Annotated in this window: 14 protein-coding genes; 4 read left to right on the top strand and 10 right to left on the bottom strand. The window is 59.0% G+C overall.

Annotated elements, in window-relative coordinates; translation table 11 throughout:
* Positions 1-168 precede the first annotated feature (168 nt).
* Positions 169-801 carry a hypothetical protein gene (locus tag ABUK12_RS07940; protein ID WP_410015771.1) on the top strand — a complete coding sequence of 211 codons (633 nt, stop codon included), beginning with the start codon at positions 169-171 and terminating at the stop codon, positions 799-801.
* Between the two features lie 43 nt (positions 802-844).
* The gene (locus ABUK12_RS07935; protein ID WP_410015770.1) at positions 845-1,075 is read left to right on the top strand and encodes a YceK/YidQ family lipoprotein; all 231 of its coding nucleotides are present in this window, start codon (positions 845-847) and stop codon (positions 1,073-1,075) included.
* Between the two features lie 45 nt (positions 1,076-1,120).
* Here the strand turns inward: ABUK12_RS07935 and ABUK12_RS07930 are convergent, their stop codons facing one another.
* Positions 1,121-1,501, bottom strand: a complete 381-nt coding sequence (locus ABUK12_RS07930) for a MysB family protein (RefSeq protein ID WP_410015769.1) — start codon at positions 1,499-1,501, stop codon at positions 1,121-1,123.
* Between the two features lie 308 nt (positions 1,502-1,809).
* Here ABUK12_RS07930 and ABUK12_RS07925 point away from each other — a divergent pair, with 308 nt between their 5' ends.
* Positions 1,810-2,217 (top strand): hypothetical protein, encoded by a 408-nt coding sequence (locus ABUK12_RS07925; protein ID WP_410015768.1) that lies wholly within the window; start codon positions 1,810-1,812, stop codon positions 2,215-2,217.
* A gap of 9 nt (positions 2,218-2,226) precedes the next feature.
* On the opposite strand, the gene mdtG is transcribed toward ABUK12_RS07925, so the two are convergent.
* The 3 genes from mdtG to ABUK12_RS07910 form a co-directional block, all read right to left on the bottom strand.
* A complete protein-coding gene (gene mdtG / locus ABUK12_RS07920) occupies positions 2,227-3,453 on the bottom strand; it encodes a multidrug efflux MFS transporter MdtG (RefSeq protein ID WP_410015767.1) in 1,227 nt (408 codons plus the stop codon).
* A 230-nt stretch (positions 3,454-3,683) separates the two neighbouring features.
* Positions 3,684-4,604, bottom strand: coding sequence for a Kdo(2)-lipid IV(A) acyltransferase (locus ABUK12_RS07915; RefSeq protein ID WP_410015766.1), 921 nt, complete (start codon positions 4,602-4,604; stop codon positions 3,684-3,686).
* A gap of 179 nt (positions 4,605-4,783) precedes the next feature.
* A complete protein-coding gene (locus ABUK12_RS07910) occupies positions 4,784-5,881 on the bottom strand; it encodes an NADH:flavin oxidoreductase/NADH oxidase (protein WP_410015765.1) in 1,098 nt (365 codons plus the stop codon).
* A gap of 164 nt (positions 5,882-6,045) precedes the next feature.
* On the opposite strand from ABUK12_RS07910, the gene ABUK12_RS07905 reads away from it, so the two are divergent.
* Positions 6,046-7,110, top strand: coding sequence for a rhodanese-related sulfurtransferase (locus tag ABUK12_RS07905; protein WP_410015764.1), 1,065 nt, complete (start codon positions 6,046-6,048; stop codon positions 7,108-7,110).
* Between the two features lie 49 nt (positions 7,111-7,159).
* On the opposite strand, the gene solA is transcribed toward ABUK12_RS07905, so the two are convergent.
* From solA to rne, 6 genes are all read right to left on the bottom strand, one after another.
* The gene (gene solA / locus ABUK12_RS07900; protein WP_410016582.1) at positions 7,160-8,278 is read right to left on the bottom strand and encodes an N-methyl-L-tryptophan oxidase; all 1,119 of its coding nucleotides are present in this window, start codon (positions 8,276-8,278) and stop codon (positions 7,160-7,162) included.
* A 160-nt stretch (positions 8,279-8,438) separates the two neighbouring features.
* A complete protein-coding gene (gene bssS, locus ABUK12_RS07895; RefSeq protein ID WP_410015763.1) occupies positions 8,439-8,693 on the bottom strand; it encodes a biofilm formation regulator BssS in 255 nt (84 codons plus the stop codon).
* A 223-nt stretch (positions 8,694-8,916) separates the two neighbouring features.
* Positions 8,917-9,186 (bottom strand): hypothetical protein, encoded by a 270-nt coding sequence (locus ABUK12_RS07890; protein WP_410015762.1) that lies wholly within the window; start codon positions 9,184-9,186, stop codon positions 8,917-8,919.
* 179 nt (positions 9,187-9,365) lie between these two features.
* Entirely contained in the window at positions 9,366-9,605 is a 240-nt protein-coding gene (gene dinI / locus ABUK12_RS07885; protein ID WP_410016581.1) for a DNA damage-inducible protein I, read from the bottom strand.
* A 123-nt stretch (positions 9,606-9,728) separates the two neighbouring features.
* The gene (pyrC, locus tag ABUK12_RS07880; protein WP_410015761.1) at positions 9,729-10,775 is read right to left on the bottom strand and encodes a dihydroorotase; all 1,047 of its coding nucleotides are present in this window, start codon (positions 10,773-10,775) and stop codon (positions 9,729-9,731) included.
* 130 nt (positions 10,776-10,905) lie between these two features.
* Positions 10,906-14,601: a ribonuclease E gene (gene rne / locus ABUK12_RS07875; RefSeq protein WP_410015760.1), complete on the bottom strand. Its 3,696-nt coding sequence runs from the start codon at positions 14,599-14,601 to the stop codon at positions 10,906-10,908.
* Positions 14,602-14,609: the final 8 nt, after the last annotated feature.

Below are 14,609 nucleotides of genomic sequence, written 5' to 3'. Positions count from 1 at the left end.
AGCCGCCCTGATGGGCGGTTTTTTTTTGTCCTGATAACGGCGATGACGCCTGTTACGGTAACCGGCGGTTTCATCGGGCAAAAATAAGACGGCGTTAGCATTATTTGCTACTCGGAAGGCGCCGCTCGCCGCTAAAATTTTGGCCTTTGCGGAATAACGGGGCGCCTGATGCAATACGACATGTTGTTTATACTCAAAAAAATGGGCTCCTTTGTCTTATATGCGGCGGTGGTAGCGGCGTTTACGTCATTTTTGTTTATCGATCTCCACTTCCTGCATGATATCGTCAAGGAGTCCTCCCTGACCGAAGTCGCCCAGGAATTGGTGCTGGCGGCCATCGTCGCCCTGCACCTGTGGCTGATGCGCAATCCGGCGTTACGCGCCAGCAGCCTGCTGGTGGCGGGGTTCTTTGCCTGTATGCTGGTGCGTGAAATGGATTTCGCCTTTGATGCCATCCGCCACGGTTCGTGGTTTTGGGTGGCCACGGCGATTGCGCTGGTTTGCCTGGCCTTTGCCGCCGCGGATGCTAAACGCGCGCTGCGCGGACTGGCGGGATATTTCGGACATCCCAGTTATGGCCTGGTTTGCGCCGGCCTGCTGAATGTGCTGGTATTCTCGCGCCTGATGGGCATCGGCGAGCTTTGGCGCTCGTTGCTGGATGAGAATTACCTGCGTGCGATAAAAAATGCCGTGGAGGAGGGTAGCGAACTGTTCGGCTACTGCCTGTGCCTGCTGGCGACCCTATCCTATACGGTGGATAAACAGCGATCCGGCCGTGCCGAGCCTCACCGGCCGGTATAACACCCGCCGCCCGCTAACGGCTCTACAGGGATGACACTTCGCTATGGGTAGGATTTTGCTGTTAACGCTAGTCCTGTTCCTGCTGACCGGTTGCGGCAGCATCATCAGCCGCACGTTTCCGGGGCAAGGCCACGGCCATCAATATTACCCCGGCGTGCAGTGGGATTTGCGCGATACGCCCTGGAAATATATCACCATCATCGATTTGCCGCTGTCGATGGTGGTGGACACGATATTGCTGCCGGTGGATATGCGGCACGGCCCCTATCGCTAGACGCCGCGCCGCCGATGGATTTTCCCCGCGGGCTTGGCCGTGGGTTTAACGTTCCTCCCACTCGTCCGCGGCGGTTTGTCCCTCCTCGGTGTCCAATGACGGCTCATACTGATACTCACCTTCGTCCCATTCGTGCAGCGTGTTTTCTTCCTGCCATTCGGCGCGCAGCTCCGCTTCGTCGAAATCACCGTCGAAAATCGCCTGGGCGGCTTCACCGATGCGAAACGGCAGGGCCTCGGCGGCCTCGTTTTCATCGGCCATAAATTCAGCTTCCCACATAATCTCGCCGTCCCGCATGATATATTTTTGCAGGCTGAACTGATGTACCGCAGGGTCTTCATCGTCATTGCTGTTTTCACGGGAAGACTCGATAAACTCTTCCCGCGCCATATCGATGGCTTCTTCCAGAGTTGCGTACATGCTCATTATGGCTCTCCTGTGATCGTCGGTGTGGTCTGACTGTCGCCTCGCCCTGTTCGGGCCTAACAGTAATTGTTGTCGCAGTCTGGAAACTTTCAAGTCGGAATGGATATCAATCTTTGCTAGCGGGTCAAAGACGGGGAAAACGCTACGGCGACACGCAACGGTTCGCGTAATGGAGGCGTTACGGGGTGTAAGACACTGCATGAAATGTGAAGGTTAGGTAAAGGTTTGGCAAAAACGGGCGGGAAAGGCTTTGCGGCGAACCGGCACGCGCTACAGTAAAGGCTGGATCATCCAAAGGAGTAAAAAGCATGTCTGCTAGCCGTAAATCATTGTTAAGCGCCGCGCTGCCCACTCTGGCCTGCACTGTCGCCGCGCTGAGTTTTTCCGTCCTGGCCGCGCCCGCGGCGCCGGACCAGGGGTCTGCCGCCGCCATGCACCAGGAAGGACCGGGCGCGGGTTATCCGGTGCCGATGCTATTCCAGCCCCCGGGCCGGCTGCCGCCGCATGAGCCGGGCTTCTGCCGCGGCGGGGAACTGTTCTGCGCGGCGGTGCAAACCGATAACCCGGCCGACACCCTGCAAAAGCTTAACGGCATTTTACCGGCGGCCAACGGCGGCCATTATCGGGTGCGGGTTTCGGTGGAGCGCGTACCCGAACATCCGATGGACAAGGGGCCTCATCCGGCCGCGGATACGCCGCCGGCGTCAGCCGGCTAAGCGCCGGCGTTATTCACCGGGTATGCGTATGCGGGACGGGCCGTATTGCAAACTCCACCATGAATAGGCCACGTTAAACAACACCACCAGCGCGGTTACGCAAAATACCGCGCGGTAGCCGTAGCTGGCGGAGACGACGGCGCCGATCAGCGGGCCGCTGACGTTGCCCACATCGCGGAAAGATTGGTTATAGCTGAATATCCGGCCGGCGACCTGATTGGTGCAGTTATAGATAAGCAGGGTCTGTACCGCGGGCAGCAGGGCGCCGTCGGTGGCGCCGAGCAAAAAACGCAGTATTCCCAATTGCAGGGGAGACTGCACGAATGCCATCGGGATCAGCAGTACGATGGAAAGCCCCAGCATGGCGATCAATATCCGCTCCGGACCGATTTTATCACCCAAGCGTCCCAGTCTCGGCGCGCTGATAAGGGCCGCCACGCCAGGTACCGCCGCAATCAGTCCGCTGATAAACGCCAGGTTCTGGATATTGCCCGCCAGTTCGCGGACATACAGCGTCAGGATGGGCGCGATGGAGCCGGTGGCCACCTGGATAATCATGGTAGTGACAAACAGGCTCAGCACCAGGCGGGGTTTTTTCAGCGAAGCAAACACCTGCCGGGCGGTAAGCATGTCCTTTTTCAGCACCGGCGTGAAGCGCTCCTGCACATAGATAAGCGTGGTGATAAAGCAGATAAACAAGACCAGCGCAGTGATAAAGAATATCAGCCGCAGGCCGTAATGGTCCGCCAGCAGGCCGCCTATCAGCGGGCCAATCAGCGCGCCGCTGACGGCGCCGGTGGAGAGCGTGCCCAAGGCCCACCCGCTTTTATTGCGCGGCACCTGGGTGGCGATAAGGGCGTTGGCGTTGGGCACAAATCCCCCCAACAGGCCCAGCAGCGCCCGCAGGATCAAAAATTGCCACACATTCTGCGCCATGCCCATCAGCACCATCACGATCGACATGCCCAGCGCCGAACGCAGCAACATCAGCTTACGTCCCCTCCGGTCCGCCAGCGCGCCCCAGAACGGGGACGCGATGGCCGAAAACAGAAAAGTAATGCTGAATACCGCCCCCGACCAGATATTGAGTTCCCGGGCATCGGTTACGCCGAGCATTTCAACATAGAGCGGTAAAAAAGGCATGATCAGGCTAAAGGCGGCGCCGGTGAGAAAACAGCCGAGCCAGGCAATATACAGATTACGTTTCCAGTTGATGGGTTCCGGTACCGGCGTCATAACATCCTAATAACAAAGATAACGGCGGTCAGTTACGTTGACAGGGCACGAAGGCGTTCTCGCCGGGAATTGAGCAGTAGCGTGAAAGTATGCGCTCAAACGGGGCATGGGGCAATTTGCGGGGCATGTTTTGCACCATCCGGCGGGGGCAAAACGCCGCGCCCGGCGTCCTTGGCAGCCGCAACGCCCGCGGGTAAAACGGGTGTCCGGACAGCGCCGCCGCTTCGCCGTCAGTATAGCGACGGCTGGCCCGGCGGCCGGGTCTTGAAGCGGCGGTGGAGCCACATATACTGCTCGGGCGCCAGCAGGATGGCCTGCTCCAGCACCTTATTCATGTGGGTCGCCGTGGCCACGTCGCTGTCAACGGGCAGGGCGTCCTCATCAGGCAGGATAAGCAGCTCATAGCCCCGGCCGTTCGGTAAACGCCGCGGCACAAAAGGGATAACCGCCGGTTTGGCGAGTTTGACCAGCACATGGGTGCCCGACGTGGTCGCCGCTTGCTCAATGGCAAACAGCGGCGCGAAGACGCTGCTTTTCGGGCCGTAGTCATGATCCGGCGCGTACCAGATAATTTCGCCGTTTTTCAGGGCGCGGATCATGCCCTTGACATCCGAGCGGTCCAGCATTGATTTATTGGAGCGCATGCGCCCCCAGGTTTGCAGCCAATCAATCAGCTTGTTGTTGTTGGGGCGATAGACGCCGATGCCGGGATTGTAAATGCCGAAGATGCGCGCGCCCAGCTCCAGGGACAAAAAATGCAGGCCGATTAGCAGTACCCCTTTGTTATGCTGGCGGGCCAGATCGATATTTTCCAACCCGGACACGTGAAATAAGCGCTTGACGCGCCAGTCGGGCCAAAACCACCCCATACCGGTTTCAATCAGGCCCATCCCGACGGATTCAAAATTTTTGATGAGCAGCGCTTCTCTTTCCGTACCTGAAAGATGGGGGAAGCAGAGCTCGAGGTTGCGTCTGGCGATATGGACGCGGCGCTTGAGAAAATGCATCGACAGGCGCCCCAGGCTGGTGCCGAGACGATAAAGCAGCGGATAGGGCAACAATACCACCAGGTATAACAGGCCGATGCCAACCCAGGTTATCCAATAACGGGGATGCAGCAAAGAACGGTTAAAAGTTGGAATATGTGTCATGGGATCTCGGCATCTTAGGTGTAAAAAGCGGAATTACCGGCCAAAGACGATATTTCCGCCATACTACATTTTATTCTGGCATCTTTTTCAAAAAGGGGAAATAAACAGCCCGGCAAACAAAGTTAAATTTTCTCAAGTGAGCACATGTTGCGCCGGGCATACGGCGCTGTGCCGCCGGGTTATTCCTTGAGAAATAAATCCTTCACATAATGCGGCTCGCTGCGCCAGTACTGTTTGGGGCCGTGGACCTTGGCGCCGAGTTTCGCCGCCGCATGCCAGGGCCAGCGGGGATCGTAAAGTACGGCGCGCGCCAGGGCAATCATATCCGCCTCGCCGGTGGCGACAATGGCTTCCGCCTGCTCGGGTTCGGTGATAAGCCCGACCGCGATAGTATTCATGCCGGTGGCTTCTTTAATCTGCCGGGCAAAGGGAATCTGGTAGCCGGGACCGACCGGGATTTTCTGCTGCGGCGACAATCCGCCGCTTGAGACGTGGATGTAGTCGCAGCCCAGGTCTTGCAGCGCCCTGGCCAACGCAATGGATTGCTGGATATCCCATCCGCCGTCCACCCAGTCGGAGCCGGAAATACGCACGCCCACCGGGATATCGGCGGCTACCGCCGCGCGTACCGCCTGGAAGACTTCCAGCGTCAGGCGCAGCCGGTTCTCCAGGCTGCCGCCGTATTGATCGGTACGCCGGTTGGCGAGCGGCGAGAGAAATTGATGCAACAGGTAGCCATGGGCCGCATGTAGCTCAATCAGGTCAAAGCCGATGCGCTGCGCGCGCAGGGCCGCCGCGACAAAATCGGCTTTCAGCGCCTCGATGTCATCGCCGGTCATGGCCCGCGGTGGAAAGTCGGACGCGGCGAACGAAAGGGCGGATGGCGCCAAGGTTTGCCAGCCACCCGCGTCGGGATGGATATTGTCCCCGCCTTCCCAGGGGACCCGGGTCGACGCCTTACGCCCGGCATGAGCCAGTTGTATCCCCAGCGCGATGGACGAATGCTGCCTGACGGTTTTTACCACGTCCGCCAGCGCCTGTTCGGTACCGTCGTCCCAGAGGCCGAGATCCTGCGGTGATATGCGCCCCGCGGGCGCGACTGCGGTGGCTTCCACGATCAGCAGGGATGCGCCGGACAGCGCCAGGTGCCCCAGGTGAATCTGATGCCAGGAGGTTGCCTTGCCTTCATCGGCGGAATATTGACACATCGGCGCAATAACGATGCGGTTGGCCAGGGTAAGCCGGCCGATGTCATAGCGGGAGAAAAGCTGGCTCATTACATTGCCTCTATATAGTAACCCTAATAAACATTTGATTAACAATGTTCGCTATAATGGCGATTTGTTATGTCATAACCATGGTATTATGTAACGTTAGCAAGTTAATGTGCTTTTAAACCAACGATAAATGCTTTTTTTCCCCAGCGACAGGAAAGTACACCATGCCAGTGTTACATAACCGCGTATCGAACGACGAGCTCAGGGCGCTGATGCTGGCCGAAACCGAGCCGCGCGTTACTCTCTCTTTTTACAAATATTTTCGTATTGCCGACCCGCGGGCCTTCCGTGATGATTTGTATCAAGTCATGACGGGGTTGCGCGTGTTTGGCCGCGTCTATATCGCCGCTGAAGGGATAAATGCCCAGGTCAGCGTGCCGCAAAATCGCTTTTCCGCCTTTAAAACCGCCCTGTATGCCGCCGATGCGTCGCTGGACGGGCTGCGGCTGAATATTGCCCTGGATGATGACGGCAAATCCTTCTGGGTGCTGCGCATGAAGGTTCGGGAACGCATCGTTGCCGACGGCATCAGCGATCCGACCTTTGACCCATCCAATGTCGGCCATTACCTGAATGCCGAGCAGGTCAACGCCATGGCCGGCGATCCCGAAACGGTATTTGTCGATATGCGCAACCACTATGAATATGAGGTCGGCCATTTCCAGGACGCCATCGAGATCCCCTCGGATACTTTCCGTGAGCAGTTGCCGAGGGCGGTAGAGATGCTTGCAAAGGACAAAGACAAAAATATCGTCATGTATTGCACCGGCGGCATTCGTTGCGAAAAAGCCAGCGCCTATATGCGGCATCATGGTTTTGCCAATGTCTATCATGTGGAGGGCGGCATCATCGAGTACGCCCGGCGGGCCAGGGAGCAGGGCTTGCCGCTGAAATTCACCGGCAAGAATTTTGTCTTCGACGAGCGCCTTGGCGAGCGTATTACGCCTGATGTCATCGCCCATTGCCACCAGTGCGGGGCGCCCTGCGATACCCATGTTAACTGCAGGAACCAGGGGTGCCATCTGTTGTTTATCCAATGCCCGGACTGCGCGCAACGTTATCAAGGCTGCTGCAGCCCCATCTGCCGCGACGAACTGGCGCTGCCGCCGGAAGAACAGCGGGCGCGGCGTGCGGGCCGCGAGAACGGGATGAAAATCTTTAATAAATCGCGGCAGCGTTTATCGTTGACCCGGCCCGAGGATCGGCCTGAGGAAAACGGCGGCCGTTAAAGCCGCACGCGGCGCAAGGCACGGGCTGCCCGCCAGCGGCGGGTAAGCCTTATCCGAAGCGCCGCAGCCGGAAGGGTGAAAGGTCAAAGCCGCTCTCGCGTCCGGCGGCAAACCCGGCGGCGATTTCGCCCAGCACGCTGGCGAATTTAAAGCCGTGGCCGCTCAGGCCGCTGATGATCAGCAGGTCGTCGTTGCCGGGCAGGGTATCGATAATAAAATCCTCATCCGGCGAGAGATCGTAGGTACAGGCTTCGCCGCTCAGGCAAACGCCGACCCCCGGCAAGAAATAGCGTAGAAAACCAAAGGTTTCATTGCCGTCCGCCGCATGGCTGCCGAAAGGCGTGCGCTGTCCCGGCTCGTCGATCATCTGCCCGCCGTCGTGTTTACCCACCTTGAGTTCGTTTTTGATGGCCGGGAAGCCATAATATTGACTGCCGTCCGGCGTCAGGGCGGTAAACGCCGGGAAATGATTGTCCTCGCTGAAGCGCCCGTCGGCCTGATGCCAGGAAAACACCTTACGCACCGGTTGCACCGGCAGCGACGGCAGCAGGGTTTTCACCCACGTGCCGGCCGAGACCAGCAGCTTATGCGCCTGGTAGTGGCTGCCTTCCACCGTGGTGATGTCGAAGGTCATGGCGCCATGGCTGATATCGGTAACGCCGCAGTTAAACAGCTGGGCGCAGCCAGCCTGCTCGGCCAGGCGGATATAAGTGGCCACAGCCAGCTCCGACTTGAGATAACCCGCCTGGGGTTCAAAGACCCCAAGATAATCATCCGGCAGGCTGAACGCCGGCCAGCGGGCGACTACCTGGCCGGCATTGAGTATTTCGCACGGCAGTTTATAGGCGTGGGCGCTGTCGATGGCCCGTTTGATAAACTCCGCCTGGCGCGGTCCCAGATTAAGTACGCCGCTGCGGTGAAACACCGGCGTGCCGCCCCGCGCCGAGAGCTCTTCCCAGAGCGTTTGCGCCCGCAGCGCCAGGGGAACGTATTTTTTCCCTTCGCCATAGGCATGGCGGATAATGCGTGTATCGCCATGATGGCTGCCGCCGCGGTGGGGGGGGAATGCGGCGTCAATCATCAACACATTGAGGCCGGCTTCGGTAGCGTAAAACCCTGCCGCGGAACCCACGGAACCGCTGCCGATAATAATCAGATCGTATACCATGCTCATTTTTCCTGCTGGGCCCCGCTCAAACCCTCAGGTCGAGGATACGGGGAAAAATCTGGAATTAGGAGGGCATTGTCATCTGGCGGAAACATGGCCCCAGCATAATAAAAAAACACCCGGTGCAAAGCAGCGGGTGCCTGAGGGGTAGTGGTCGAGATTAATGTTTTCGGTGATCAATATCGTGATATTCCGTTGCTTCAATTTTGGCGATGCCCGCTTCAAGGATCGAAATCAATTGCTTCGCGACATCTGTGGTCAGCCATAGGGTTCTGTCCACTTCCGCATCTTCGGTGGCCTGGCTGGGGGAATTGATGTAATGCAGGCGGATCATCATGGCATTGTAGGCGTCTACGGTGCTGATGTCCCAGCCGACCAATGGATGGGTATGGATTATCTCGTTTTTTCTGTCCATAAATACCCCTTTTTCTGACTCGTTTAATAAAACAAAGAGTGTCTTTGAGGCTCAGTGCGGCTCCATTTTAGCGAGCAATTTAAGTATACCCTTGTTTGTCACTTTTTTTGCTAATTGAACGATTTTTTTTAACTTTTGTACTATTTCGTTAAACGCGTCATCAGAAATAGCGCGAGGCCACGACGTATTGGCTACCGTGGGCGGGGTGGGCGTGTGGATGGAATTAGACGGCGGCGGGCGGAATTACCGGGCCGATGCGTTTGGCCAGCTCTTCGGCCAGCTGGGCGAAATATTTTTGCATGATCGCATCGCGGTTTTGGTTTTGGGATTCCAGCATCAGGTTGTGGATGAGTAACTGATTGGCTTTTTCATCCAGGCTGAATGACAGGTAAGAAAACGCGATCTCCAGTACATTAAGCCTGCGCTGCTGCTCGCCAATTAATGCCAGCAGTTCGCCGAACGTCATTGCTTCTTCAGGTTTATTGGCAATCATATAGGCATTCTCCCCGGGACGGTTTGTGCACAATGCGCTGCTTGGGGTGATTACAGCCCAGAAAAACGCATTTGCCAATAGGGGAAGCGCAAAAATTCGCTAAAAGCCTCGTTTAACAGAATTTTTGGCATAAAAAAGCCGGGAATGAATCCCGGCGAAGCGACAGTACAAACTTCTTATTATTGAGAGTCAAACCAATCGTCGGCGCTTTCCCACGTTTCTTGCAGGATATCGGTGATCAGCGCCTTGTCTTCTTTACTGCCTCCCATAACGCTGATGCCGTTGGCGCCCGCATAGCGCACCTGGACATGGGAATCAGTAAACTGTTTATCAATCCGGGCCGTAAATTCCTTGGTCAATGCCTCAAGCGCGCCTGCGGGAAGCGGTGTCGCTTTAGCAAGAGTAATTTCGATACGCATATTTTTTCTCATAGTATCAACGCCTGTTTATTTATACAGTGTCGCCGTCGCCAGTGCAAGCGCCAACAGGCTTTTATTTTACGGCGGATACTGATAAAGCCCATCGGCATCGACTTGCGTCCATCAGGCTTCCACCCACCAGTGCAGCGCCTGTCCGGCCAGAAACGGCACCAGGACGTCGTCGCCCAGCGGAATACTGTCCGGCTGCAGATGGGTATGCCGACGCAGGGTAATGAAATCATCGTTCGGCGGCAGCCCATAAAAGCGTGGGCCGTTCAGCGAACAGAACGCTTCAAAGTGCGCCAAGGCGCCGATTTCCTCAAATACCGTGGCATAAGCGGCGAGAACGTTAGGCGCATTAAACACGCCGGCGCAGCCGCAGTCGCACTCTTTGCGGTCGCGGCTGTGCGGAGCCGAATCGGTGCCCAGGAACAGTCGATCGCAGCCCCCGGCAACGGCGGCGCGCAGCGCTTCCTGATGCGTATTGCGTTTCAGGATCGGCAGGCAGTAGAGATGCGGCCGTACTCCGCCCACCAACATATGATTGCGGTTGAACATCAGGTGCTGCGGGGTGATGGTGGCGGCCAGATGGCTGTCCGCGGCCAGTACATACTGCGCCGCTTCGCGGGTAGTGATATGTTCCAGGACAATTTTCAGCGCCGGAAAGCGCCGGCGTACCGGTTCCAGGATCCGATCGATAAAACACGCCTCGCGATCGAAGATATCAATCTCAGGCGCCGTGACCTCGCCGTGGATCAGCAACGGCATGCCGATTTCTTCCATGGCGCCGAGCAGGGGGTAAATGCCGGGGACACTGGTCACGCCGTGGCTGGAATTGGTGGTGGCGTTGGCCGGATATAATTTCGCGGCGCTGAAAACGCCTTGCTGGAATCCCGTCACTAACTGCGTTTTATCCAGCGTATCGGTAAGGTAGCAGGTCATCAGAGGCTGGAAACGGTGGCCGGCGGGCAATGCCGCCAGTATCCGCCCGTGATACGCAACGGCCTGCTCTATGGACGTAATCGGCGGCGTCAGGTTCGGCATCACGATAGCCCGGCCAAAGACGCGGCTGGTATAAGGCAATACGGTACGCAGCATATCGTCGTCGCGTAAATGCAGATGCCAGTCGTCGGGACGGCGGATATGGAGTTCTGTCGGCTGTGCGGTCATGAATAAGGCTCCGGCTATTGAGTACGGACAAACGGGTCAATATCAGATTAACGGCGGGGTATTAGAATAAGCATATCGGGCGGAAGTTGCATTATAAAAAAACCCGCCGCAGCGGGTTTGGATGGCAATATCAGTCGTCGTCCTTCGGCGTTGGCCGGGTCGCCGGGGCGGCGGCCTGATTTGCGGCCGCGTGGCCGCCCGCCGAACCGCGTCCCTCGAACCGGTACTCCGGACGCTGCCACTGCTTCACAGGCTCGGGGGCCGGGCTGTAAACGGGCGCAGGGGCCTTGGTCATGGGGGCGCTGACATGCTGTTTAAGAATGGGCTGCGCCTTGTCGTCTTCTGGCTGGCCATCCTGCTGTCCGTTCGGGATAGCGGGGGCCGGTTGCGGTTGCCCGTCGGCAACGGGCGTCGGCGCTGCGTGGGCCGATTGTGCCCCGGCGGCGTCTGCCTCCGGGGATGCCAGGGCCGGTTGCGTATCGGCGACGGTAGCGTGCGGTGCCACCGGGGCGCTGACCAGCGGCGCGGCTTCCGCTACTTGGCGTGGCGGCGACAGACGCGATACCTGCAAGGCGGCAATGATATCATCGGAAAGCAGGACAACGGCCGGTTGGCTCGCGACAGCCGACGGCGTTACGCTTGCCGGCTGTTCCTGTTCCGTCAGATCCGGGGCCAGCGTGGCAAACGACGCGGCGTCGGTATCCGCCACGGACGCGGCCGGTTGGGCTGCGGCCAGGGTGTCCTGCGCCACGCCGCGATCTTGCGCCTGGATCACATCGGGTACCTCATCGGCCGCCGCCAGTTGGGCCGGGGTCGGCTCAAGCGGAACCAGGGTCGCCGCGGGCAATTCCTGCGGCGCCAGGGCGTCGGTGGTGGCGACGCCTGCCGGCCCGGCGACGGTGCTGCTGTCGACAATGCTGTCGAGGGCGCTGGCCACGTCGCGGTCACGGGTGTGCTCGTTGCCGCCGCCCTGGCTGCCGGTAGCATCGGCGACCTGTGGCGGCGCGGTGTTTTCCGCCCCCGCCGTGGTCGGTTCAGGCAGCGGCATGACGTTTACCGCGGTCGTCACGACAGGTTCCGGCAGTTCCGTCACCGTCGACGGGTTTTGTTCAAAACGTTCGACAGGCGTGATGGGATAGCTGATCCAGACCTTGCCGGACGCCATCTCGGGAGAGGCCACCGCGCCGCTGAGCGGCATCGGCGATTGCCCAAGATAACGCTCGTCACGATAACGGCGGCGACGCTGGCCGCTGACCCGCAAATGGCGCGGGGAGCGGCGCGAACGGCGGGGCAGGCCCGCTTCGTTGCCGTTGCGGCCTTCCTGCGCGCTGTTGTCCAGCCCTTCGGGCGCCGGAGCGTCCTCGGTTTGGAACATGATGTCAGGGGTCGGCGCGCTGCCGGCCTGGAACTTGATATCCGGCTGCGAGCCGGTGTCTTCGCGGACGCTTTCGCCTGCGGCGGCGACCTGCGTAACGTCGGCCGCGTCATCGGTGACCCGCACTTTCTGGGACAGATTGCGACGCTGGCGGCGCGGAACGATAGGCGTCGGTTTATCGTCATCGTTCACCGGTTCGGCCAGGGCTACGGCTTCGGGCTCGATCATCTCGGGCTCAGCCTCAACCTCAACCGGCAGGGGTTTGGCTTCCTGCGGCTGGCGCTTATCTTCCTGGCGACGGCGCGGACGATCGGCGCGCGGTTCGCGGCGTTGCGTCTGCTCCTCCTCGGTCTGCGGCTTCTCGGCTATCACGGCGTCAAGCATCTCGGTCTCGACCGGCGCGTTCTGGCGTTTGCCTTTACTACGCGCATCGTCACGGGGTTCGCGGCGTTCGCGCGGTTCACGGGGCTCACGCGCTTCACGCGGCTGGCGTCCTTCCTGCGGCGCGCGCTGCTCACGCTCGCCGCCACGCTCGCCGTTGCGATCGCGGCGGACATTCTGGCGGCGCTGGCCGCGGCGATCCTGCTGCTGGCGACGCGGCGCCTCGGCGGGTTCGGCTACGGCAGGGGTCTCTTCCTTCGGCAGGACCGGTTCGGCGGTTTTTACCGAGGTATCTTCCTCAGGATCGCTAAACCAGCTTTTTAGGCGGTTTACCGCGCGGCTGAATAACCCGGCGGAAGCCGGCTCAGCGGATTTTTCGGGCTTGGCGACGGCCTTGACGCCGGTTTCCCGGGCTACCGGCGCGGGTTCCTCAATCACCGGCTCAGGCGACATCGGCGGCGAATCCGGCATAACGAAAGCAGCCAGCGCGGGTTGTTCAGGCAGCTTACGCTCGGCCGCCGGTTCTTCGGACGGCTGGGCCATTTCCGCTTCGTGCAGTTGCGGCAACAGATAGCTCAGGGTTGGCGCTTCTTCGCCCTTGCGCACGCGCAGCACCGCGTAATGCGGAGTTTGCATTTGATCGTGCGGCACGATAATCGCCCGCACGCCGCCCTGGCGGCGCTCGATGGCGTTGACCGAATCACGCTTTTCATTGAGCAGGTACGAGGCAATCTGCACCGGCACGATGGCATGCACCTCGTGGGTATTCTCTTTCAGCGCCTCTTCTTCGATAAGGCGCAGGATGGACAGCGACAGCGACTCGTTATCACGAATGGTGCCGGTACCGCCGCAACGCGGGCAGACATGGTGGCTGGATTCACCCAACGACGGGCTCAGGCGCTGGCGCGAGAGTTCCAGCAAACCAAAACGCGAGATGCGGCCGATCTGGATGCGCGCGCGATCCTGGCGCACTGATTCACGCAGGCAATTTTCCACCTCGCGCTGGTGACGCACGGGGGTCATATCGATAAAGTCGATAACGATAAGGCCGCCCAGGTCGCGCAGGCGTAATTGACGGGCTATTTCGTCGGCGGCTTCCAGGTTGGTGTTAAAGGCGGTTTCCTCGATATCGCCCCCGCGGGTGGAGCGGGCGGAGTTGATATCGATGGCGGTCAGCGCTTCGGTGGTGTCGATAACGATGGAACCGCCGGACGGCAGGCGCACTTCGCGCTGGAAGGCGGATTCGATTTGCGATTCAATCTGGTAATGGCTGAACAGCGGAATTTCGCCGCTGTACAATTTAATTTTGCTGCTGAAGTCGGGGCGGCCGAGGGAGGCGATATGTTCTTTCGCTTTTTCGAGCACCTTGGGATTGTCGATCAGGATTTCGCCGATATCCGGACGCAGATAGTCGCGGAAGGCGCGCACGATGACGTTGCTTTCCTGATGAATCAGGAAGGGAGCGGGACGTCCTTCGGCGGCTTTTTTAATCGCTTCCCAATGCTTGATGCGAAACGCCAGATCCCACTGCAGCGCATCGGCGGATTTACCCACGCCGGCGGTACGGACGATAAGGCCCATGCCGTCGGGGAGTTCCAGCGACGACAGCGCTTCCTTCAGCTCAGTGCGATCGTCACCCTCGATACGACGGGAGATGCCGCCGGCGCGGGGATTGTTCGGCATCAGCACCAGATAACTGCCGGCCAGGCTGATAAAGGTGGTGAGCGCGGCGCCTTTATTGCCGCGTTCTTCCTTATCAACCTGGACAATGACTTCCTGCCCTTCACGCAGCACGTCCTTGATATTGGGGCGGCCGTGGGAGGCGTATTGCGCGGGAAAATACTCGCGGGCAATTTCTTTCAGGGGAAGAAATCCGTGTCGCTCGGCGCCGTAATCGACAAACGCCGCTTCAAGACTTGGCTCAATTCGGGTGATTTTACCCTTGTAAATATTAGCTTTTTTCTGTTCATGACCCGGGCTTTCAATATCCAGATCATACAGCTTTTGGCCATCTACCAGAGCAACGCGCAACTCCTCTTGCTGAGTCGCGTTAATTAACATTCTCTTCATCTTAACTT

This window comes from Sodalis sp. C49 (assembly GCF_046352915.1).
Lineage (GTDB): Bacteria > Pseudomonadota > Gammaproteobacteria > Enterobacterales > Enterobacteriaceae > Acerihabitans.
This window is presented reverse-complemented; position numbering and strand designations above follow the sequence as displayed.